The sequence below is a fragment of the Faecalibacterium sp. 9 genome (assembly GCF_048320955.1).
GTDB lineage: Bacteria > Bacillota > Clostridia > Oscillospirales > Ruminococcaceae > Faecalibacterium > Faecalibacterium wellingii.
The window spans coordinates 360864-381949 of the sequence record NZ_JBLWGB010000003.1 but is presented as its reverse complement, the minus strand read 5'-3'; the positions used below and the strand labels follow the sequence as shown (position 1 = coordinate 381949).

Here is a 21086-nt window from a genome sequence, read left to right as displayed (position 1 = left end):
GAGGCGGAACACAATGTCTGCTGTCTATCGGACGTTGTACGAAAAATATGAGCAGAACGACGTTTTACACGTCGGGATTCAGGAGGTTGTCGAGGCCGAAAAGGAGATTGACACGTTCCTCAAGTCTCTCGAACGCAACCAGCGCGACCAGCTCGACACGCTGCTTGGGCGTCTGTCCCGCGCCTACGAGATGCAGGGTTTTCTTTTCGGTGGTCTTGCATCCGGCGCAAAGTGGAACGGAAAGACGGCTCCCGAACCGGGCGACGGATACGGCCGGAGTGTCCGGGCCTATCACGGCTCAACGCTTGCTCCGGTCTGCCAGATTGACCGCAAGACAAATCAGGTCATACATGAGTATCCGAGTATCGCTGCTGCCTCCCGTGCTACCGGTCTGGATGACAGCGCAATCGGAAAGGTATGCAAGGGAAAGTTACCCCATGCGGGCGGTTTTCTCTTTCGGTACATCGAGCAGTAAATCTTTCACAGGTACGCAAAAATATTTCAAGAAATTGCCATTTCGCTCTTGCTTTCCACGCGCTTGTGTGGTATAATATAGTCAGTTGAGGGGGCCGCTCCTCAATGAGTAAGGTGGCAAGGCCAGAAAGGAAACGACATGGACGACGAAATGAATACCGCCGAGGTGCTTCGAGACGAGGCAAAGGAGAACCGGACCCGTGAAATTCTTGAGCTTATGCGTAACAGCAAAACGCTCGAGGAGGCCGTGGAAAAAGTAAAAGCCCTGCTCAACAAGTAAGCAGGGCTCTCCGATGAAGAACAAAGGCCGATGACGGCGGCCAGAGTTCTGAAACGCCGGGGGAGTGAGAAACAGCTTGCAGATGCCTCACTTCTCCGGCATTTCTATTATAGCAGATTCAAGGGGGATTTCAAGATGTCAGCTTTAACGCCTGTTGCCGCCCGTATCACCGGGCTGCGCGAGGCTCGCGGGTTGACCCGCACCCAGCTGTCGCGGCTCTCTGGCGTTCCGCTGCGGACGCTCGAGGAATGGGAGGCCGGTCGCCGGGTCCCGCGCGATGTTTACCAGATTCACGCCGTCGCTGCTGCGCTCGGCATGAGCATTGAGGATTATCTCGGGCTATAAAGAATTAGGAGGTCCGGCGGTATGCCGGGCCTCCCTTTTTGTTATTCTGGCATAAAGCCGTAACCGGCCTCAAATGCCGCTACTTCTCGGAGGTAGGCAACGCGGCCTGCTGCGCGGTCGATGGCGTCGCGCAATTCGCGGTTTTCCACCAGCTTGAGCAGCGCGGTGAGCGTGTCCTCTGCCTGCATGATTTCGCGGGTGTCCTGCGGGTTGACCTGCTCCATGTAGAGCTCATAAATAGACTGTTCCATGCTTGCCTCCTATGCCCGCCAGTGGTCGAGCCGCTGCCGCGCATACAGGATTTGCGCGCGCCGTTCTTCCCGCTGCGGGTGTTTCGGAGCAGCCATTGTGACGGGAGGGCTGTTCGTGGTCCCCGTGCAGCCCTCTCCATCACCTCCCTGTGGGCCGTCTCCCGCAGGCTGATTTCAACTTGCTGGCAGTTTGCCGGTAGCTTTTCGGAGTGCTTTCTCCTGCGTTGAGCCGTAGAACGCCACGAGCGCGGCTCCGGGGCCTCGATTTCGGACTTTTGTGGTCTAGCCGTAAAGTTTGCCGTCCGACCATTGCGACGCTTTGTGGGTCTCCGCAGGAGGTTTTCGTCACTTGCCGGGTCATTTCAGTCTGCCAACACCTGTCCCACCGTCGGAACAGCAGTACTGTCGCTCACTTTCCGATACGTTTCAGTTTCATCCCGGCTCTTATCGTATAGCTCGATTTCTCCCTGCTCGTTCATTGACACGGTCTGAATCACCTGCTTGTATTGGTTCGTTACCACCAGACCTTTTTCCTCGTCTAATCCGAAGTAGAGCGTAAAAATGTGTGTAACGGTCTTTTCCTTTCTCCAATCTTTTGAGGTCTCGAAAAGCACGGTATTCACCGTGTTCTCGTTCACCACAAGCCGCTCGTACTTTTCGTGGCCTACTCTTTCCCACTCGCCTTGATAGTCAGCCGACAGTGCAATTATTTCCTCGCTGTTCTCTGGCTCTTTTATGTTGCCAACAAGCTCTCGTAGAGCATTTAGGCTGACGCCAATTTTTACAACGGGCTCCGCTCCGCTGTCGTCAGAGTATATACCGGTCACTCCGTCATCACTGCTCCACGCCAGCATATTTTCTTTGGCTCCGGTGCTGCTCTCGCTATATTCTGTGACAACGTACTGCGTTGCGTTTAGGCCAAGCTCCTGCGCCTTGTCAAAGAACGCCTGCGCCGTTTGTTCCGCTACGTCTGGCATATAGTAGCCTCCGGCTGCTACTACTCGAATAGTCATCGAATACTCGCCCTTGTTCTCGAAGGCTTCAATGCTTGACACCTCCATCGCGGTCTTTTCATCGAGTGCTGCTTTCGCTGCATCCTCTAGGACCTGCGTGTCCTCCTGCCTTGCAGAGTAGCTTTTCTCGTTAGAGGTTGTCCCGCCCGTCGAGCTGCTGCCCGCTGTCGTTTGGCCGCATCCGGTGAGCGTCATGCAAATTGCGATAGAGAGCGCGGCCAGTTTGATGCCGAGGCCGGTTTTCTCGATTGTTGCCCCCCCCGAACAGTTGTTCGTGGGTGAGGGACGCAGTTGTGTTACCCATAACTGTTGTCCTCCTGTCCTGTGTTGGTGGTCGTGCTTTTATGATAGCACCTAACAGGGACAATGGCAACGGCTTTCGCGCCAGCGATTGCAAAATCGCTGAGTATAATATATTCTCTACTCTTCTTTACTTTACTCTACTCTACTTTGTCGATTGTTTCGCCGGAAATACCCGGAAATGCTGCTTTCAGTGCATATCCGCGCGGATATGCGTTCAAAACGGTATTTCCGCTCCGGTTATATTGTTTTTCGTGGTATTTTGGGACAACTGCGTGTGTTGTCTCGCATGACCCTTTTATCAACTTTTTCCACCCAGTTTTCCACTTTTCGGGTCGTTCTGGTATTTCCGCGCCGTTTTTCTGCGGTTATCCACGGAAATGATAGAAAATGTATCAAAAAGTGCATTTCTGTCCCGAAAATGTCTTTTTACGAGAATAACCGCGCCGGAAATGCTGTTTTAAGTGCGTTTCCGGGGAAGATATTGCAAAAAACAGCAATAAAAAAAGAGCCTCCCGGCCCTCTTGTGCGAGGAATACCGGGAGGCTCGTGCTGTTATGTGGTAGCTGCTGGGGCGTCCTTAGTGAATCTGGTTCTTGACGTTCTCGTAGGTCTTATCGCCCTCGATAGCGGCCTGCGTGAAGGAGTTGTTGTACCACCAGTTAATCAGGGCCGTAACGGTGGTGATGCCCGTGGTGACGAGCTGTTCCACCGTGCTGCTCTCGATGGGCAGCGGAGACTTGCCGAACGCGCTCAAAATCTGGTTTGCCAGAGCCAGCAGCAGAGCAGCGGTACGGGCGATGGTGGCGGCGGAAACTTTGTTATTGTACTTCATAATAGCGTTCTCCTCTCATTCGACAATGGATTTGATTCCGCAGCGGGAAACGACTTCCCGCTGTGCGTGTTTGACCTTAGAGGCGTAGTCCAAGGCTGCGTGCATATCACCATTGCAGTGCGCGTCAGGGATGCGCTGAACTGCCTTTGCGGTGGCCTCGCCGAGGGCGATGGCGGCGAGAGAAGTTTCATAGATGCAGATTTGCAGCTCCTCTCTGCTCTTTTCGCGCTGGGCTTCAATGTTCTCGCGCTTCTTGGCTTCTTCGGTCCGCTTTCTCTCGTGCTGCTCGATTTTGCGCTCAATCAGCCAGACAGCAAATCCAAAGATTCCAGACGGCACTCCAACGGTGACGAGAATTTGCCATGTTTCCACTGGTATCACCTCCTCCCTCACAGATATTTGTCTGCGCCTGACAGGGCAGTCCAGCTCTTGGGGCCGCAAATGCCATCAGGGACGAGGCCGTGCTTACGCTGGGCCGTCATCAGTGCCTTTGTGGTAGCCGGGCCAAAACTGCCGTCGTGCGGGATGCCGAGGAGCCGCTGCAGCATAACCGTAGCTGCGCGGTTAGCGGCTCCCTCGCAACCCTGCTCGATGGTCGGCAGGACAAACTTGTTGTAGGTGGTGCTGGGATACACGCCGGGCTGGACGCAAAGCCATGTAGCCTTGCCTCCGCGCGTGTCGGTGTGGACAATGGCGGCCTTGTCGTGCCAGTAGATGCCGACCGCGCCAAAGCCCTGCGCGGCCGCGATGATGCCGAGGGCGACGGGGTTGACGCTCCGGTCCTTCGTGCGCCAGTCGGCCGCAATGCCGTAGAGGTGGCGGCTCGTCCGGCTGCCGCCGACTTTCGGGTCTGCGTTGTGCTTCACGCACCGGTAGCCTGACGTAACCTTGATGGCCTTGCCGAGCTTGGTGCGGATGGTCTGCATCTTCTGGACGAGCTCCGGGTCAATCATCTGCGCCGTGCATCCGCACGGACAGGCGAACTCGTGCCGCTCGAAGTCTGTGGTGATTTTCGTGTGGTCATTCGGCTTAAAGGTAATTACGCTCATTCTCGCCGTCTCCTTTGTTGGTCTGTTTGAGTACGGAAAATTCTGCGTGTACCACCGCGCGGGCTGCTCCGTAGCCCTCCGGCTCCCCGCAGTTCGTTTCGAGGGAGTATTCCTCCCACCGGTCGAGCAGCTTAACGGTGGCCGTCAAAAGCTGTTCGAGCCTCTCCTCGCGGTTCATTGGCGGCTCCTTTCAGCGGCTCTCGCCGCGCCGGAACAGTGTGTAGTGCGGACGCTCCTCCCCAAACAGCCAGTATCGCAGCCAGTCATCGAGGACAACGGCCGCGATGGACACGAAAATCCACAGGATGCTAAACGGGAGGCAAATCTGCCCTTTGTAGTTGAGCGGCATCCCGGAGTAATCCCAAACGCCGAGGCCGAGCCAGACGTTGAGAATCATCCCGGTTGCGAGCTCCGCTCCTGTCACGATGGCTGAACCGATGATGCCCTGCAAAATGAGCGGGGTGTCCCACTCAAGTAGACCCTCGTTCAGCTCACCGAGAATCAGAAAAAGGAATCCGCCGAGGGCGAACATCGTCCAATGGCTATGTCCTCTGAAAAGCACCTCGAGTCCGAAGTATGCAAGTCCTCCGAGCACAAAGAGGATGGCAGTTTTACATACAGAGTTCCTTGCCATTTCGGTCCTCCTTAGGCGGAGAGCTTGTTGATGATGGCCACAATCTGCGCCTGCGCTGCGCTGAGGATGCCCTCGACTTCCTTTTCGAGGTCCTCGGGAAGGGTGCATCCGTAATAGATGGAGCCGATAACATTCGGGTCAGTCTCGCGCTTCGCCCACTGGCGCAGCGCATTGCAGTAGGTCGTCTGTTTGGTGACGAAGCTCTTGTATTCGCTGTACAGGGTAATAATGTCTGCCGCGCTGTACATAACGCACTTGCCGCCATCCGGGTGGTAAGGGTATTCTGACGCGCCCAACGTAATGGCCGCAAACATCGAGTCGATGTTCGTCTGGTCGTTTGGCATCAGCGAAAAGTGCTGCGTGCCGCCGGACAGCTCCACGTCGATGCCAGCATAAATAAAGTTCTGGCAGGTTTCGGAGGCGTCGTCCGCCACCTTCTGCGCCAGAGCGGGAAGGTCATTTTTCTTCCATTCGATAGCCATACTGTCCTCCTTACTGGAATGCGCCGGAGACGGCTTCGATGTAGCCGCCCTCGCCGGATTCGCCGCGCTCCACGCTGACGCGGAAGTTAAACGCCGCGCCGTTGGTGGCGGTCTTATTCTCAAAGACGATGTTCACGCCTTTTTTTACCTCGGTCGTGGCATCCTGCCAGACCGGGGAGCTGTCGAGTGCGTTGTTGGTCACTTCGGCTTTGAACTTCGCATCATCGGGGATGGAGCCGGTCACCTGAAGCACAGCAACGGTAATGTCGCCGTCCACGGCCAGCGGTTCGGCCAGTGTCACGCTTGCGGCGTGGACGGCCTTGGTAAAGGTCGCGGACGTGCTGACGGTTTCCTTGCCGTCGCTCACCTCAACGGTGATGGTGTGGTTGCCGTTCAGGATTTTCTGGAATCCGGCAGCGCTGGCCGTCTGCTCAAAGGTCAGGGCCGTGCCGCTGGCAACGCCGGTGCGGGTCTTGGTGGTCTTGCCGTCCAGCTTTTCGGTGACGGTCAAGGTGTCGCCGTCGGCATCCCTGACGGTGTACTTCCACGCAAAGGCCGCGTTCTTCTGCCCCAGAGCTGCGCCGTCCGTGGTGACGGTAGGCGCAGTGTTGACACTGACCGTGCCATCGTCAGAGACCACGAGTGTAGAGGGAAGAATGAAAGCGGGGCGAACACCACAGGAGTTGTCGTACCAGCCGTAGCTGTTGGAGCCATCGGTGTTGACGTACCAGACGTTGTTGTTATTGTTGGTGTTCGGAGAGCGCAGCCACCAAATGGCAGCGTCAGACAAACAAACCGCACCCTTTATGCAAAGCGGTTGCCCGCTGTGCGTTTACGGTTCCGGGTAAAGGACGGCTTTCAGGGCGGCAGCCTGTTCGGTCAGCCGTTTCCGTTCCGCTTCTGCCCGGAGTTTTTCGGCACGTCCGCGTTCCGACGTGAGCCACTTCATCGCCGGGTATTTTACGTCCGTGACCTTCTTTGTCCAGATACCGGCTTTCTTCGCACTGATGATACCTTCCTCCGTGCAGATGGTCAGGTATTCCAGCAGCAGAGAGCAGCCGTCCACAACTGCGCCGATCTTCTCAACGCGCTTGTCGTAGTCGGTCTGGAAATTGACGTTGTTCGCCGCGTGTGCATCCAGCAGGATTTGCCGGGCAGTCAGCCGGATGCCATCACCGTACAGACGGAAAGTGCTTTTGGAAAAGCCCTCCCTGTCCCGTGTGTCGAGTGCATGGACGACAGTGCCGCACACCTTCTGGATGTCGCGCACATCTTCGAGCGCCGCGACTTTCTGGATGATCTTCCGGGCATCGCTCCGGCTGATGTCATCGGTGACGATGCGGGTTGCCCTCTGAGTGTAGCGCAACAGCTCCCGCGCATTCGCGCCGACCTTGAATGTTTCAGCCATCAGAACTCCACCCTCGCCTGTTCTGCGTTCCACACGCCGGCGACGGCCAGACCGTCAAGGCTGCCGAACGTGGCAGAAAACGGGTTTTTCGTGACGTTCGTGCCGAACTTCAGCTCAATGGCCTTGATGCTGGCGTTCATAGCTGCCACACTGGCACGGATGTCGCTGTGGGCATTCTCCGCGCCGTTGTGAGCGTCCACGGCTGCGCTGATGCGCTGGTCGGTCTCAGCCTTGGTGTATGCGTCCACCGCCGGACGCTGCGATTCAGACAGCTTACCATCCGCATCCAGCGTTGCCACGCCGCCCGGTACGCCGATCTGGTTAGTGCGGACAACATCTTCATCCGGCGCCTTGCCGGGGCCTGCGTTAAAAGAACCGTATGCCATTTAGGTTCCCCCTTCCTGTGCAGCCGTGTATTTCACGGTGCTTGTAATGTGATACTGTGCAGAAATTTTCTCGGTCGGAGCTTTGGCGGCCCTCAGCCGCAGCTTTCCTTCGAGGCTTTCGGTCGCAATAAAGCCCACCGCACCCGCCACATCGTAAAATTCCGGCAGTACCGTAACATCCACAATGTCGGTAGCCAACAGGCCCGCAATGGGGATGTCACAATAAAAATAGCCGGGGGAGGAATCATCCTCGCCCCAGCCATCGACCGGAATCGTAAAAGACACCGCAGCCGTGACATCCTGCTTTTCGTGCAGGATGTCATCGGTTTCCTCGAATCCGTTTGCCGTTGCTTCGGAAAGGTCTCCGAGTGCGGTGTTGCACTGCTTGATGTGGCTGCAAAGCGCGGCAAGCCCTGTGCCCAAAAGCGTTTTGACCTTCGCTTTTGCCATAGAGCTTACCTCCTCATGTCTTAGTCAGCGTCAGCCAGCAGAGCGGCGATCTCCTCTGCGGAGAAGTCCTCCACGTCCTCGTCGTGCAGAACATTCTCCGGCTCGGTGTACACGACGACTTCCTTGCCGTCGATGTTCACATTGCCGTTGGTGGAGCTGGCGGCAGTCTTGGTTGCGCCCTCAGAGACACCGGCCAGCTTTTCGCCCTCGGCATCGCTCATCAGGCGCTTGCCAGCCTCGGCGCCCACGAAGTCCGCAGGCTTCTTGCCGCTGTCGGTCAGATTGCCCTCGCCATCCAGCGCAGCAAAGTTGCCGGTGGTGGCACCGGTGACCTTATCGGCCTTGCCGGAGATGTCCACTTTCTCAGGGGTGGGAACATACAGACCATCGTCCTTCAGAACCAGGGCGTTGCCGACAGCAGCGGAAACATTGACCTTGACATCCACCTCATAACCAGCGATGGTAACGGTGGTGGATGCGTCCTTGCCAGTGGCCTTGGCCTTATAGGTATCGACCAGAGCGGCCATGCTCAAGAAGGAGTAGGTACAGGAGTCCGGGTTCTCGCCCTTGACGGCCAGCACCATGACCGGCTTGCCTTCCAGCTTGGGGTCGGTAGCGCCGGGATAGGTGGCGGCGTCGAACTTGAACTTTGCCACAAAGGTGGTCTTGGTCTGGTCGAGGAACAGCTCAGAGGGGAAGTCAACGGAGAATGCAGCGGAGCCGGTCTTGTCAGTGCTGGTGTAGAAGTTCACAGTGTTGCCGTCCACAGTCAAAGACTTGATGGCGGCGTTGGCGGCGGCCTGAACCGGAGTAAAGGCATCCTTCTTGACGAAGGTCTTCTTGATCTCGGCGGTCAGGTTGCGGATGGTGGTCTTGGTAGAAATCTGCTTAGACATAGTAGTGTCCTCCTAAAATTATTTCAGCATATCAACGATTTCCTGCTGCGTTTCTTCCTCGTTCAGCAGGTCTTCGCTCGTCATAACGGTTTCTTTGCGGACAGTCAGCGCGTTTGCGCTGTCAAAGTCAAGGCCTTCGCCAATGCGGACGGCAATAGCGCCGCTCGCGTCACGCTTCAAGCCCTGACCGATGCTTACACTACCGGTTTCACCCGAACCACCTCCTTTCCCGAACAGGGTTACGGTCGCCTGAATGTCTGCTTTCGGGATGCGCTGAGAAAAGAATCTGATGAAACCATCATGCGTTTCGCACCCGTTCAGGACACCCGCTTTGGTCGTAGTATAGAAACTGCCGGGAGATACAACGCCAACGGGTACAAGCTCACTGGTGCTGTCCGACAGTTCTGCATCATAGATACACTGGTAGTAATCCATACCACCGGCATTTTCGTAATCATCCTCGCTGCGGGCGGGCTTCCACCCGTCCGCTGCAAGAGTGAGTTCGTAGGAGCCATAGTAGCCGCCGCCCGTACCGCCGTCCACCTGCTCCTTGATAAGGGCCTTGACCTGTTCTTCGTTCAGGATTTCCCCGGATTCAGACAGGTTCTTCACGGCAGCGCTGACCGCTGCCGTGATGGTCGCTGCATGGGCATCAGCGGCGGCGTTGTGCTTCTCAATTTCGGCCTTGACCAGCTTCATCAAAGCCTGCATCTGCGGGCTGAGGGCAATTTCGATTTTTGCTTTGTTCGAGATTGCAATAAGGGCAGCAATCTCAATTTCAAAGTCAGCGTTCACGCTGGATGCAGGGACTTCGATTCCACGTTCATCCTGCATGATGAACAGCAGCACTTCGGCATCGTCATTCAGGCGGCCATATACGCCGATCTGGTGCATGATGTAGGTGCTTTCTGCTCCGGTAATCTGGATGCTGACTTTCCGGGCCGTTTCCTCTCCGTCCTTTACGGTGTCAATCGCAAGGATGGTCAGTTCGTGCGTTTCGCCGCTGACGGTCGTTTCTGCCGACAAGTCGGTTTCAACGATGCCGGTGCCGCTCACGGCGCGGGTGATGGTGAGCGCGCCGCCGGAGAGGGATTCCGACAGGAGCGCGGCACCGGCAGTTGTATAACTGGATTTTTCCCAGCTCATGTTGTCTGTCCTCCAATCTTGATGGTTACGGTTTCGTGCGTGTGCGCAAGCCTGCCGGTGGCGTATGCCTGCGCGGTGATGTTTTTCGGGTGGATGGCTCCGGGCAGTTCAACGGTCGTCTGCATCCGCGCTGCGCTCATAGCACCGGCAACATAGCCACGAGCCGTGACGGCGCGGGGTTTGATGCTTCCGGGCAGCCGAACGGTGCAAAAGGCAGCCATTCCGCAGGGTGCGGCGGCGACGTAGGCTGGCTGTAAATCCGGAATATATGCAAGAACAAGCGAAAGCGAAAGATGAGCCGGAATCTTGCGCTTCAAGCATTCCATGACGTCGCTCGATAAGAATGTGGAGTTATCATTTGGGAAGAGCTTCACATAAATTCTGCTATTTTTGAATTCAACAGAGGACGAGGCTCCGGTATATCCAAAAACAATATCTTTTATCTCCTGAGAGCCGATGTGGTTGCCGCCGATGAAGTACAAGGCGACGAGCTTGCGCCGCGCCTCGAGGGTGCGCTTCTGGTTCAGAGGGATACCGAGGAAGGTTTCCATCTGCGCCAGCGTATCCGTGTCCATCAGGGATACGAAGTTGTTGTTGACAACAGCGTCCACGCCGTCCTCGATTTCGTCCAGCCCGCCTCCGGCTGCGCGCCAGATAGCGTCCATTTCGAAAACATCCCGGTAGAACACCGGGTAGAATGTTTTCAGCTCCTCGTATGCGCTGGGGAATCCGTTAGGATACAGGGTTGGTTTCACTTACTGTCACCTCCCCCAAAACAAATACCTCCTCTTTTCCGGCCTCGACGTTTGCCGTCTGGCCGTTGAAACGGAGGTTTGCGTAGTCCAGCACTCCCAAGAGGCTGTAAATCGTGTTGCCGACCGTGCTGATGCGCAGGGTGGGCGTTTCGCTGTCGTCCGTGGTGAGGTTGATGCTCTTGATTTGAGCTTTGAGGGCCGTCTGCGCTGCGCTCCTGACGCTGGCGAGGTCTCCTCCCTTTGCAAGTGTCACGGAGAAAGAGATGTTGACCCTTTTCGCCGTGGCGGATGTCGCGGTGAAGTGCGCGCCGATGTTGGCCTGTCCCTCACCAAGGCCGGTCCCGCCCGGGTCGATGTACTCCTGTACGCGCTGCACAACAGCCTCAGACGCCGGGCCGCCCTCCGTGTCAATGAGAATGCCTTTGACCGTGTTCTCTCCCGCCCAAAGGGGAACTATGCGCGCACGGCCGACGCCGGAGATGCTCTCGCACCACGTTTTGTAATGCTGCTGGTTTCCATTTTCTGCCGGTCCAGCGATTTTCTCCTGTACACGCTTTCGGAGGCTCTCGTCGTCCTCGTCGTCTGCGCCCGGTTCGAGCTCCTCGACGATGGAGCAGGCCGTGAGGCTCCGCTGCGTGTCGGTCGGCACAACAGAGGTTCCGGCCGGAATGTCGTTCGCCTCCGTTCCGGCTTTCTCCGCCTCGATGTAGATGCCGAGGGCGTCATCCTGCGCCAGCACAAAATACTGGCCGCTGCAGAAGAAGCGCGTCCCGAGCTCCGGGAGTTCCCCGTCGTACTTGATGCGGTACTTTGCCGTCGCGGCTGCCTGCCGGTAAACGGCGTATTCCTCCGCCTTGAGCGTCAGGTAATCGCCGGTCGCCGTCACCAGAAACACCATCTCGAACACCTGTTCGAGGTCTGCATAGTATTTGGCGATTTTGAAAGCGATGCCTGCGACAGCATCGTAGAAAATGCTGCCCTGCCGGAGGTCGATTCCGTCCGGCGCGCGGCTCAAAATCTCCTCCAAAACCTTGTCGTAGGTCTGGGCTTCAAACACTCTATATCACCTCCTCGACCTCTGTGGTCCCGTAAATAGTGTCCGCCGTGAAGTGGACGTTGCAGGAATCCTCGTTGAACTCAAACTCAAAGTCATAGACTTTAAGAATCCGGCCGTCGCAGAGGAGTGCATCCTCCACAAGTCTCGGGATTTCCGCCCTGATGAGCTCCTCTGTCGCGTTCTCGTCCGTGACAGTGTCCTTGATTTCGCTGCCGTACTGGTTGTCGTAGACGAGGCAGTGGAAACGCGGAGTGAGGAGTGCTTTCAAAATAAACTGGTTGACGGCTTCGAGGCCGTCAATCTTTCCGACGATGCGCCCGGTATCGAGGTCGAGCTTGTAGGTGAGCGACGGCTGCTCTTTCTCCTCCTCGATGCCGGAAATAGGAATGGGAACAAATACTCTGCTCATACGATAGCCCTCTCAAGAGCGTAGTAGCTCTTACCGTCGTTGAAGCGGAGAAGGTAGACAGATTCGCCCGTCTTGAGCGCATTGTAAACGGTCAGCAGACCGCTCTCGATGGAAAAGGTTTTCAGCGAGTGGATGTGCGCACTCTCCTTGCTGCTCTCGACCTTGTGATAGTCTCCCACGGGCTTGTCCTTATCGCCCTCAAGCGGGCAGCCGACGAGGCCGGTCACCCCTCCGCCTCTGGAATCGAACAACTGGAACTTGTGGCCGTGCGCGCCTCCCACATGGGTGTTGCTGTCGATTTTGCCGTCCGCGAGGGCGATGTCTACTTTCACTTGATAGTCGGTCAGGTTCCGGGGGACGAGGAGCGCGCTGCCAGAGATTTCGAGCTTTTCGTCGTTCTCTATCTGGATGGTGAGCGGGCTCTCTTTCGTGACCGTGCCGACAACGATGCCGCCGTCTTTCGGCAGCATGGAGAGAAAGAGCTGCTTTAGGCTCGTCGCTTCATCCGGGTTCATGTGCAGCTCCTCCTATCCGATTTGACTGGCGTCCACCCATCCATAGACGGTGCTCTGCTTGTCCGTGTGGATGATGTGGTACGGGTGTTTTGCGTTCTTGCTCTTGGCGATGGCGGTGATTTTCGCCGGTCCCGCTTTCGGGCTGTTGGTCGGAGACGTCGCGGTGGACGCAACGTACTGGGGACCACCCGAAAATTGGACCTTATCGCCGACGGAGTGCGAGGTCGAGCTCTTTTCATCGCTCGCCTTTGCGCTCCGCTCGGTGTCTGTTGCCATGTTCAATGTAAGGCGCATTGCATGGTAGTTGCCCTTGAATGTGTGGGTATCCTCGTCTACATAGTAGCTGTTCGAGATGCCGAGCGGCCTGATGATGATGCACAGGCCGACGCCAGAAATGACGTTTGCCTGCCCGAGGCCCTCGATTGTCAGCGTTTTGCTGGGGAGCTTCTGCTCTGCGAGCATGGATTCAGCCATGTCCGTGAGGTTCGCCTCCTCGGTGTTGCTGTCGGGCGTGGAAATGTCCTGCATGATGCCGATGGTCTTTTCGAGCTCCGTGTCCGCCTTTTCGGCAAGCACTTTGTCCTCCTTAGACAGCAGCTTTATGCGGGTTTTCACCTTCTCGATGCTGCAAGTGTAGTCGTAGCTTATAAGGTTCCGGCCGGTTTCCACCACCCATTGCAGGATGCTGTCTTTCCGCTTTATCAAGCTCAGTTTCCCGTCGGCTGACGTCACATAATGCCTGATGCCGGTGGCCTTAAACGTGAGGCTCAAGGCGTCCAGAATAACATCGCAGGCTGTCGTTTTGGCCTTTGGCAGCTCCGAGATGACGTAGCCAGTGTCGGCCACGTCCTTGTACGGAATCTGGAATCGGTCGCAGCAGTCCTTGAAGATTTCGGACGCCTTTTTCCGCTTGTAGCAAAAGCTGTCTTTGTTGTTCGACAGGTAGATACCCACGTCGTAGGCCTTGATGGTCATGGTCTTTTTCGTGCTCTGCCTCTGCTGCATGATGATGCCGCGAAACAGCTCTGCGCCCTCCCAATAAAAAACACAGTGGTTTCCCTTGGTGACATCAATGCCGGAACGGGCGTGTTTCCAGCCGTCATCGTCGATAAGCGATACGGAAAGAGTGCGCGCCGGGGAGCCCTTTCGGCCGCTCCATGTCGCGCTCTCCACCAGCTCGCTCATGTCGTAGGTGGTCTCGCCTTTTGTGACGAGGAATGTAATCTTGCTCATTGCCTCACCTCACGGGAGCTGCAACACCTGTCCGGGATAAATCAAATTCGGGTTTTTGAGCTTATCCTTGTTCAGGGAATAGATTTCTTTGTACCGGCCTCCGTCGCCGAGGGTCGATTTCGAGATGTTGTAGAGGCAGTCTCCGGGCTTGACCGTGTAGGTTTTCGCCTGCACTCGGTTGTCTGTCCGGGTGGAGCCGCCGGAGACGGTCGCAGTTCCGGTCGAGCTGACTTTGACCTGCCGGATTCTGACCTCTCTGTACTCCTTGAGCTTGATTTTGTAGTAGATGCTCCCGGGGTCGCCGCCTTTTCTGTAAGGCTGCAAGCTCTGGATAGCCGCGTAGAAGTTTACGCGCGTTCCGGTCAGGATGAGGTGCACCGGCTTCGCGCTGATTTTCCACTCGAAAAGCCGCTGCATCATCGCATCCGGTGACGACAGCATAAATGGCGTCTGGATGCCCGGAAAATACGCGGCTGGAAAAAAGCTGTCCCACGATACCTCCACGGCCGCCCGGTCCTGCAAAACGAGGATTTCGCCGAGGCCACTGATGGTGACGCTCGTGTTCTTCGTCCCGTGAGTGACGTCGAACTTCGTCGGCAGAACAGGAAAGCGCAGTTTCTCGCGCTCTCCGTTGTGCGTAATCCAGAGCTGCATACTGCTCTCAAAAATCATAGGCAAGGTCTCCTTCCTCGAAGATTTCACCCTTGATGATGCTCATAAGGACTGGCTTTGCATGGCGCGTCAGAATGTCGAGGACGGATTCCTCATTCATGCCGCCGACGTCGATGGAGCCGCTGCCGTTGATTTCGAGGATAATGCGTTTGACGGTCTCGCCAATGCTGGGCGCGTCCGAGGAGGAGGCCGGGGCCTCCTGCTGCGCGTCGCTGGCGGCCGGGGCAGTCGTGTTGACCGGGGCCTCCTCTGCGGGTGCAGCCTCCTCCGTAGTCTGCGCCTGCACCTCCGGTTCGACGTACTCAATACCGGTGGGCTGTGCATCAGAGCCCTGCCCGTCAGCCGTGAGATAGGAATACTCCTTGACGGCCTCCATACCCTCCGGTAGGTCATTCTCCGGGAGCGGGCTTGCCGTGGGCTCCGGGGCGTTCGTGGCGTTTTCCGCGCTGTTCACGGCTGCGAGGATTCTTTCGGTCTCCTGCGTGGGGAACACCTCGGACCCGCGCGCGCCGATGATAAGCTCGGGGCCTTTCTCACCGGCGATGTAGACGTCCTCCTGTGCGGACAGAGTGCCGTTCGCGTGACCGGTAACTGTCGTGGTGGTCGGCGTCGTTGTCGGCGCAGTTTTCAGGTGGGAGGCGGCTGCGTTCGCAACGGCCTCCGCTGCGCTCCCGGCCTCGCCAGTCATGGAGCGGATTGCATCACAGTAGGCCTTGATGGTATCCTGTGCTGCTTTCCGGGCCTCGTCGGTCATCTCCATGTTTTGAACCGTCTTGGACATCCGGGTCTCGATTTCGCCCATCTTCTCGTCGAAGTCGGTTTCCATCTTGGCGACGTTGTCCGCGAAGGTGTCCTTTGCCTTTTCGGTCTCCTCAAACTTGGAGTTAAACTCGGTGACGAACTTGGAGGCTGCTGCGGGCATACCCTCGGTGCTGCCTCCCAGTTTCTCGATGTTCTGGATAATGGCGTTGATGTAGCCCGCGCTTTCCTCGCTGCCGTCGCTCAACGACTTAATCAGGCCGTCATCGAGGCCGTATTCTGCGGCCTTTTTGAGGTTTTCAGAGTAGAGGTTGAGATAGTCTGTCTGGCTCTGCATGGCCTTTTCCATGTCGCTGATGGACAGCTCAGACGAGGTTTTCATCGTGTCAAACAGACCGATTTGCCCTTCGATGCTCGTCCGGGCCGATTCATACGCCTTGTCATAGGCCGCCGTGAGGTTATCGAGCTCTGTCTGTGCCGTGCTGACGGCCGCGCTGACGGCCTCCTCATAGCTGACGGTCTGGTTCTGCGAATCCTCGACTGCCTGCGCGACGCCGCGCCACTCGCCCTCAATGTCGGAGAGGGTCTGCTGGTTCTCGTCGTAGGCAGCTTGCAGCTCCTCGAGGGATTTCTTGTAATCGTCGATGTCAGAAGTCCACGCCACCCACGGACTGTCCTCCATCCAAAAGCCGCTGCCGCTGACCCAGTCGCCGGTGACGTCGTCCTGCCTCATGCCGCGCCGCTGACGCTCCGCGTCGAGGTTGGCCTCCGCCTCCGCGATTTGCTGTTCGAGGCTGCTCTGCTCTTTCAGCAGGTCAACATAGGTCTGCTGCTGCTCGGCCTTATACTCCGAATCAGCCTGCGCCTTTGCGGCTTTCTTGATAGCCTCGACCGTCGCGTCCACACTCTCGGTCACGCCGTCGTAGGTCAGGCCGAGACCCGGGACATCGGCGTTGAGCTGGTCGATGATGGCTTTCATCTCCGTGTAGCTCGCGGTGGTCTGCGTGTTCTGCGAGGCCAGCTCCCCGAGCCGCTGGGTCAGAGCCAGTGTGCCGAGCTCTTGGTCCTTGATGCTCGAGGTGGAGCTGTTGTAGGCGTCCATGACCTTGTTGTGGCTCTCGACGAGGCCGTCGCACTCCGCCACAAACTCCTTGACGGTCTGCCGGTTGGCTTCAAACTCGTCGTTGAGCTGGTCGAGCTGGTAACGCAGGCTGTTGGCCGCGTCGGAGTTCTCGCCGTACTGCTCACAGGCTGCATTGTACTGGTCGTTCAGCCTCTGCAGCTCGTCGTACTGGTCACGGCAGGTGGCCGTCATGCCCTCGTACTCGTCGCTCTGCGTAATCAGCACTCCGGTCAGGGTAACGGCCGCTGCTGTAACAGCAACGATGCCTGCTGCTGCGAGGACGTAAGGGTTAGCCGCCAGCGTCGCGGTGAATGCCTCCGTCACGAACTTCGCAGCCGTGGTTGCGAGGTTGTAGGCGGCCAGCGCGCCCGTGAATCCGCCCACACCGACCGCAATGGCAGAAATGGCCGCCACGACGGCCGGGTGCTCGTCCACAAAATCACTCATGCCCGCAAATACGTTGGTGAATCCTTCGTATACCTGCGTGAGCGCGGGGTTGAGCACATCGCCGACAGAGATTTTCAGGTTGTTGAACGCATTCTCCATCCGCTGCTTGCTCTTGTCGGTCGTGTCCGCCATCGTGGAGTATGCCTTTTCGGTTGCTCCTGCGCTGGTACGCATGGATTCGAGCACACTGTTGTACTTGTCTGCTCCTGCGTTGAACAGGGACAGTGCGCCGATACCGGCCTCCGTGGAGTTCCACAGGGCGTTGAACGCTGTGCTGTCTCCATCTACCGCGTTACCCAGCATAGCCATAACATCGCCGAGCGAGTAGCCCTGCTCCATGAGCTGCGCAAAGGTCTTGCCGGTGGAGTTCAGCAGGACCTCAGAAACGCCGCTGCCGGTGTCGCCGAGCTCATTCAGCATCGACTTGAGATAGGTGCCGGATTCTGCGGTAGCGATACCGTTGGCGGTTAGGACAGCGTAAGCCGAGCTAAGATTGTCCATCTGGACGTTGTACGCAGACGCCAGAGGAATAACCTTGCCGACGCTCTGCGCCAGTTGGTCCACGCTCGTTTTGCCGAGGTTCTGGGTGGTGATAAGGTAGTCGGAAAGCTGCGTTGCATCCGACGCCGCGAGGCCGTAGGCATTGATGGCCGTTGTCAGAACGTCAACAGCCGTGGTCGCCGACGTAAAGCCGCCGACGGCCAGCTTGGTCGCGGTTCCCGCAAAGGCCGCAGCGTCCGCCGTGTTGATGCTGGCTGAAATGGCCTGATAGGTCGCCTCCGCCATGTCGCTGGCCGCCTCGCCGGTCTCGTTGGAGTAACTGCGAACCTCTTTCGAGATGCTGCTCAAGGATTTCTGGCTCGTATCCGCGATGGTAGCAACCATTGCAGTGGAGGTCTCGAACTGTGCGGCCGCTTCGGAGCAGTCAAAAAAGCCGTTCTTAATCTCGTTCAGAGTGGCGGCTATTCCGGCCGACGCAAGGACGCCCTGCAGCTCCTTGATGCCGTCGCGGCTCTTTTTGCTCGATTCCTCGCTCTGCTTGCCAGTTTCCTCAGACTTATCGCCGAACTTCTCGACCTCATCCGAGGCTTTACGGGCTGCCTCCGCTGCCTCGTCGAGGTTCTTCTCGGTCTCGGTCGTTTTCTCGGACAGGACGCCGGTAGAATTTGCCGCCTGCCCGGTGGCTTTTTCGTAGTCCCCGATGGCCGAGGACAGGTCATCGACGGAATCAGCAGCAGCGTCGGTACTCTTTGCGGTCTGCGCGGCCGTGCGGGAGACCTTGCTCAATGCTCCGTCTGCCGCCGTGCCGGTGTTCTCGAACGCCTCAAGAGCCCGTTCGCCGCTCTGCGTCATCTCGTTGAACTTGGAGGAGATTTCGTCGATGGCCTTGAATACGACTTTCAGTGTTGACATGTCGGTCCTCCTATCGCCTTATAGGGAAGAGCTTCATGGTATCCCTTCTGCACGGGCGCGCGCTTTCCTCCTCCTCGGAGGCGATGTAAAAGAGCTTCTGTCTCCGGCTCATTCGGTCGAACTCCTCCGGTCGGAGACCGTGCCGCTGCCAAAGTACATGGGCCCAGTACGTCTCGCTGCCCGCGCTGCGAATCAGTTTTTTGCGTCGTCGATTTCCTTTTCATCGGCCTGCTTCTGCTCCTCCTCGGAGAGCTGACCGCCGATGCCAAGCAGAGCCATGACGACGCGGGTGACATGAGCAAACTCGTCGGCGCGGGAGAAAACCTTTTCCGGCATCTGGGTGATGTCCACGCAGTTGTAGTACTTCATCAGCTCCGGGTCGTCCAGCTTGGGGTACTGCAGGGCCTCAACGAGGATGTGACGGGTGGCCTTTGCATTGTCGCGCTCATCGCGGAAAACCACGTTGCCGCCGTTGATGTAGGGATTGCCCTTCTTGTCCAGCGCGACAGTGTGGGTGTGGTACCCCTCATTGATGGCGCGGATACGCTCAGAGGAAAGCACCTTGACCTCGAGCTGGATGACCTTGCCGTTCTCGTCCTTAAAGCTCTCCGGGGCCGGTACGGTGACGACCTTCTCCACCTCTGCTGCCTCGCGCATAAAATATTTCAGGTTCTTGCTCATAGCTGTCTCCTCCAAAATAAAAATCGGAGCCCCTCCACCTAGGAGAGGCTTCGCCTGTATGCTCCCGACCAAAATGTCGGGAGGTTAGATGATGTTCTTGATGTTGAAGTTGATGACGTCATCGACCACGCTGCCGCTCTCTGCATCCAGTGCGGTCAGGGGAAGGTCACCAGTCAGGACGCAACCGACGCAGGTCACGACATCGGAGCCGTGGGCTGCATAGTAGTCAGAATTAGCGTCGTCCATGATGCCCTGAATCACGAACTCGGGCGTCGCCTTGGTTGCCTGATACTCCTTGATTTTGGTCTTGAGCCAGTTGTTGGTCCGGCGACGGGTCATGCTGCCGGTGATGGTCGCGCCAACCCAGCGGGTAGACGGAGTGGTTTCGTTCAACTGGCGGCCGGTCCACGTCTCCGGGGTGAAGTTGATAGTCATCTTCACGCCGTCCATGACCTCGACGCCGTCGATAAGCGCATGGCCCTCGCGGAGGCTAATAGGGTTTTTGTTGTACTGCATAACTTACCTCCTGCTGCTTTAGCGGGTCTTGACGGTGAAGAACAGCTTCTCGGCAGAATCCACAGGCTGGATTGCGACGATGAAATAAACCTCGTCGCCGCTGCTCAAAGATTCGTCGATTTTGAAGTCCGCGTCATAGTCCACGTTCTTGATGGCCCCCATATCCTCGTACTGCTTGAGGATGGACTGGCCGATGCCCTTCATAGCGGCGTAGCCGGTCGGGCTGTTGTCGTACTTGTTGGGCGGGAAGTTATTCTGGATGGCCTCCTGAATAGCGTCCAGAGTGCGGATAACGCGGTTCTTGCTGTACGTCTTGTCCTTGGGCTTCTTGAAAGAGACCAGAGAATTGATGTCGTACTCGATGATGACGTTGCCCGCCTCGGAGTAGGAGAAGAACATCTCGCCGTTCTTGATGGCCGCAATGGCTGCTTCGTTGTCCTTGGGGTCCACGATGCCGGTCGCGCCGTTGTAGACCTCGTAGGTGTTAGACTTGATGCAGCTTGCGGATGCGGTGATGCCCGCAACGAATGCGCAGGCCTCCGCGTGGGTCAGCTCAACGCCGTCAACAACAACAGAGTTTGTGACATTGATGACGCCCTCGTGGTCGGGGCTCTTTGCGTCCGGCAGAACCACATTCATGCCCTTGCCCATGCTCTCGCGCATATACTTGATTTTGGTGATGGCTGCGGTCTGCAACGTAGCATCGGTAACGGGGAAGCACAGAGTATTGAACTTGATGCCCTCCATCTTGTCCACAAACGCGGTGACGTCACCGTTTGCGCTGGTGACGTTCGTGCCGCCTGCCAGCTTCACGCCGGATGCCGCTTTCAGGTCGCCCGTACCGGTGAACTTCACCAGCTTGTCGTCTGCTGCGGCTGCAATAAGCTCCTCGACGGTCTTGACGCCCTCGTACACAGCGGTGGCGTCAGCATCCAAATACACGGTGACGTCAAAGCCGCCGACGGGGTTTGTGACGACAGAGACGTGAATATCGTTGCCGCGAGTGCCGCCGTACTTGGCCGTTACGGTCAGCGGAGCAGCGGTTCCGGTTGCGGCTGTGCCGCTCTCCGTGATGTAGACGATGACCTTGGAAGCCTTTTTGAATGCCTCACGAATCAGGCGCATCTTATCGTTGGTCGCGTCGTAGACGCTGCGGCCGAGCTCCACACTGTAAGCATCCGGGGCCGCTGCCGTCAGGGTGATGGGCGTCTTGGCGGGGCCAAAGTCGTAGCCAATCAGGGGCAGCAGCACGATGCCGCGCTCAGAGTTGCCGACGGTGTCGTTGCGGTCGCTCTCGAAGTTGATGTAAGTGCCCGGGCGGGTCTTTCCCGCCAGCTTATCGTATTTACCGCCTGCCATTAAACAACGGCCTCCTTTCCGAGCCACTCGTCGATGTGCTTCCGCATCTCCTCGACGGTGTATTCACCAGTCATGCCCGCCGTGGCACCGGCGAACGTGCTGGCCGAAACATGAAAAAGCGTCCGGCAAGCCTTTGCCAGACGCTCAATAGGGAACTTCTGCGCGGTCTGTGCCGCGCTCGCGTTCTTCTCTGCCATG

General features: G+C 57.4%; 28 protein-coding genes. 3 read left to right on the top strand and 25 right to left on the bottom strand.

The window, feature by feature from the left end:
* Window positions 1–13: 13 nt before the first annotated feature.
* The 3 genes from ACKXF9_RS14200 to ACKXF9_RS14190 all read left to right on the top strand — a co-directional run bounded on the left by ACKXF9_RS14200 (window position 14) and on the right by ACKXF9_RS14190 (window position 1099).
* Window positions 14–475 carry a hypothetical protein gene (locus tag ACKXF9_RS14200; RefSeq protein ID WP_249258131.1) on the top strand — a complete coding sequence of 154 codons (462 nt, stop codon included), beginning with the start codon at window positions 14–16 and terminating at the stop codon, window positions 473–475.
* A gap of 138 nt (window positions 476–613) precedes the next feature.
* Window positions 614–754: a protein phosphatase gene (locus ACKXF9_RS14195; protein WP_129872799.1), complete on the top strand. Its 141-nt coding sequence runs from the start codon at window positions 614–616 to the stop codon at window positions 752–754.
* A gap of 135 nt (window positions 755–889) precedes the next feature.
* Window positions 890–1099: a helix-turn-helix transcriptional regulator gene (locus ACKXF9_RS14190; RefSeq protein ID WP_249258130.1), complete on the top strand. Its 210-nt coding sequence runs from the start codon at window positions 890–892 to the stop codon at window positions 1097–1099.
* Between the two features lie 41 nt (window positions 1100–1140).
* Here ACKXF9_RS14190 and ACKXF9_RS14185 read toward each other — a convergent pair whose 3' ends face one another.
* The 25 genes from ACKXF9_RS14185 to ACKXF9_RS14065 all read right to left on the bottom strand — a co-directional run bounded on the left by ACKXF9_RS14185 (window position 1141) and on the right by ACKXF9_RS14065 (window position 21085).
* Window positions 1141–1350, bottom strand: coding sequence for a hypothetical protein (locus tag ACKXF9_RS14185; RefSeq protein WP_156070560.1), 210 nt, complete (start codon window positions 1348–1350; stop codon window positions 1141–1143).
* Between the two features lie 362 nt (window positions 1351–1712).
* Window positions 1713–2558, bottom strand: coding sequence for a hypothetical protein (locus tag ACKXF9_RS14180; protein WP_238077758.1), 846 nt, complete (start codon window positions 2556–2558; stop codon window positions 1713–1715).
* Window positions 2559–3243: 685 nt separating this feature from the next.
* Window positions 3244–3498, bottom strand: coding sequence for a phage holin (locus ACKXF9_RS14175; protein ID WP_117504969.1), 255 nt, complete (start codon window positions 3496–3498; stop codon window positions 3244–3246).
* A gap of 15 nt (window positions 3499–3513) precedes the next feature.
* A complete protein-coding gene (locus ACKXF9_RS14170) occupies window positions 3514–3870 on the bottom strand; it encodes a serine/threonine protein kinase (RefSeq protein ID WP_243114925.1) in 357 nt (118 codons plus the stop codon).
* A gap of 17 nt (window positions 3871–3887) precedes the next feature.
* Window positions 3888–4547, bottom strand: coding sequence for a D-Ala-D-Ala carboxypeptidase family metallohydrolase (locus tag ACKXF9_RS14165; protein ID WP_270478456.1), 660 nt, complete (start codon window positions 4545–4547; stop codon window positions 3888–3890).
* The gene (locus tag ACKXF9_RS14160) at window positions 4528–4725 is read right to left on the bottom strand and encodes a hypothetical protein (protein WP_418266571.1); all 198 of its coding nucleotides are present in this window, start codon (window positions 4723–4725) and stop codon (window positions 4528–4530) included. Before ACKXF9_RS14160 ends, ACKXF9_RS14165 begins: the two co-directional genes overlap by 20 nt.
* A gap of 12 nt (window positions 4726–4737) precedes the next feature.
* Entirely contained in the window at window positions 4738–5181 is a 444-nt protein-coding gene (locus ACKXF9_RS14155) for a putative ABC transporter permease (protein ID WP_418266570.1), read from the bottom strand.
* Window positions 5182–5192: 11 nt separating this feature from the next.
* Window positions 5193–5663: a hypothetical protein gene (locus ACKXF9_RS14150; RefSeq protein ID WP_418266569.1), complete on the bottom strand. Its 471-nt coding sequence runs from the start codon at window positions 5661–5663 to the stop codon at window positions 5193–5195.
* Between the two features lie 10 nt (window positions 5664–5673).
* Window positions 5674–6453, bottom strand: coding sequence for a DUF6273 domain-containing protein (locus ACKXF9_RS14145; RefSeq protein WP_418266568.1), 780 nt, complete (start codon window positions 6451–6453; stop codon window positions 5674–5676).
* A gap of 42 nt (window positions 6454–6495) precedes the next feature.
* On the bottom strand, window positions 6496–7071 hold the full coding sequence (locus ACKXF9_RS14140; protein WP_418266567.1) for a hypothetical protein: 576 nt from the start codon (window positions 7069–7071) through the stop codon (window positions 6496–6498).
* Window positions 7071–7457: a hypothetical protein gene (locus ACKXF9_RS14135; protein WP_418266566.1), complete on the bottom strand. Its 387-nt coding sequence runs from the start codon at window positions 7455–7457 to the stop codon at window positions 7071–7073. Before ACKXF9_RS14135 ends, ACKXF9_RS14140 begins: the two co-directional genes overlap by 1 nt.
* Window positions 7458–7907, bottom strand: coding sequence for a hypothetical protein (locus ACKXF9_RS14130; protein ID WP_249235899.1), 450 nt, complete (start codon window positions 7905–7907; stop codon window positions 7458–7460). It lies immediately after the preceding gene.
* Between the two features lie 20 nt (window positions 7908–7927).
* The gene (locus ACKXF9_RS14125; protein WP_418266565.1) at window positions 7928–8803 is read right to left on the bottom strand and encodes a hypothetical protein; all 876 of its coding nucleotides are present in this window, start codon (window positions 8801–8803) and stop codon (window positions 7928–7930) included.
* Between the two features lie 18 nt (window positions 8804–8821).
* On the bottom strand, window positions 8822–9949 hold the full coding sequence (locus tag ACKXF9_RS14120) for a hypothetical protein (RefSeq protein ID WP_418266564.1): 1128 nt from the start codon (window positions 9947–9949) through the stop codon (window positions 8822–8824).
* On the bottom strand, window positions 9946–10704 hold the full coding sequence (locus ACKXF9_RS14115; protein WP_418266563.1) for a hypothetical protein: 759 nt from the start codon (window positions 10702–10704) through the stop codon (window positions 9946–9948). The genes ACKXF9_RS14120 and ACKXF9_RS14115 overlap by 4 nt, the downstream gene beginning before the upstream one ends.
* Complete coding sequence (locus tag ACKXF9_RS14110) at window positions 10682–11761, bottom strand: baseplate J/gp47 family protein (RefSeq protein WP_129872784.1); 1080 nt, start codon at window positions 11759–11761, stop codon at window positions 10682–10684. Before ACKXF9_RS14110 ends, ACKXF9_RS14115 begins: the two co-directional genes overlap by 23 nt.
* A 1-nt stretch (window position 11762) precedes the next feature.
* A complete protein-coding gene (locus ACKXF9_RS14105; protein ID WP_418266562.1) occupies window positions 11763–12170 on the bottom strand; it encodes a DUF2634 domain-containing protein in 408 nt (135 codons plus the stop codon).
* Complete coding sequence (locus tag ACKXF9_RS14100; protein ID WP_129872782.1) at window positions 12167–12685, bottom strand: DUF2577 family protein; 519 nt, start codon at window positions 12683–12685, stop codon at window positions 12167–12169. Before ACKXF9_RS14100 ends, ACKXF9_RS14105 begins: the two co-directional genes overlap by 4 nt.
* Before the next feature lie 12 nt (window positions 12686–12697).
* A complete protein-coding gene (locus ACKXF9_RS14095) occupies window positions 12698–13918 on the bottom strand; it encodes an XkdQ/YqbQ family protein (protein ID WP_238077771.1) in 1221 nt (406 codons plus the stop codon).
* Window positions 13919–13927: 9 nt separating this feature from the next.
* Window positions 13928–14590 (bottom strand): LysM peptidoglycan-binding domain-containing protein, encoded by a 663-nt coding sequence (locus ACKXF9_RS14090; protein ID WP_156070581.1) that lies wholly within the window; start codon window positions 14588–14590, stop codon window positions 13928–13930.
* A complete protein-coding gene (locus ACKXF9_RS14085) occupies window positions 14580–18332 on the bottom strand; it encodes a phage tail tape measure protein (RefSeq protein ID WP_418266561.1) in 3753 nt (1250 codons plus the stop codon). The genes ACKXF9_RS14090 and ACKXF9_RS14085 overlap by 11 nt, the downstream gene beginning before the upstream one ends.
* A gap of 192 nt (window positions 18333–18524) precedes the next feature.
* The gene (locus ACKXF9_RS14080; protein ID WP_129872778.1) at window positions 18525–19013 is read right to left on the bottom strand and encodes a phage tail assembly chaperone; all 489 of its coding nucleotides are present in this window, start codon (window positions 19011–19013) and stop codon (window positions 18525–18527) included.
* 84 nt (window positions 19014–19097) lie between these two features.
* On the bottom strand, window positions 19098–19529 hold the full coding sequence (locus ACKXF9_RS14075; RefSeq protein WP_129872777.1) for a phage tail tube protein: 432 nt from the start codon (window positions 19527–19529) through the stop codon (window positions 19098–19100).
* An 18-nt stretch (window positions 19530–19547) separates the two neighbouring features.
* A complete protein-coding gene (locus tag ACKXF9_RS14070; RefSeq protein WP_418266560.1) occupies window positions 19548–20888 on the bottom strand; it encodes a phage tail sheath family protein in 1341 nt (446 codons plus the stop codon).
* Entirely contained in the window at window positions 20888–21085 is a 198-nt protein-coding gene (locus ACKXF9_RS14065; protein ID WP_129872775.1) for a hypothetical protein, read from the bottom strand. Before ACKXF9_RS14065 ends, ACKXF9_RS14070 begins: the two co-directional genes overlap by 1 nt.
* Window position 21086 lies beyond the last annotated feature (1 nt).